The sequence below is a fragment of the Halorubrum sp. SP9 genome (assembly GCF_005435015.1).
In the GTDB taxonomy this organism is placed as follows: domain Archaea; phylum Halobacteriota; class Halobacteria; order Halobacteriales; family Haloferacaceae; genus Halorubrum; species Halorubrum sodomense.
This window is the reverse complement of record NZ_SGXU01000768.1, coordinates 1-219: the sequence shown is the minus strand read 5'-3', so window position 1 is coordinate 219 and position 219 is coordinate 1. Positions and strand designations below refer to the sequence as shown.

The 219-nt window shown below is 64.4% G+C and carries 1 protein-coding gene; it reads left to right on the top strand.

All coding sequences use genetic code 11. The features are described from left to right. On the top strand, window positions 1-206 hold a 206-nt coding region (locus EXE45_RS19265; protein WP_137695221.1), incomplete at its 5' end, for a ferredoxin family protein. Window positions 207-219 lie beyond the last annotated feature (13 nt).

Sequence of the window (219 nt, the reverse complement as noted above, 5' to 3'; positions counted from 1 at the left end):
ACTTCGACATCTGTCTCGCGGACGGCGCGTGCTTAGAGGACTGCCCGGTCGACGTGTTCGAGTGGGTCGACACGCCCGGCCACCCCGAGTCCGAGCGGAAGGCGAACCCCGCCGACGAGGACCAGTGTATCGACTGTATGCTTTGTGTGGACGTGTGTCCGGTCGACGCCATCGACGTCGACCCTGGACGCGAGAACCGGATCTAATCGGTCGGTGTCG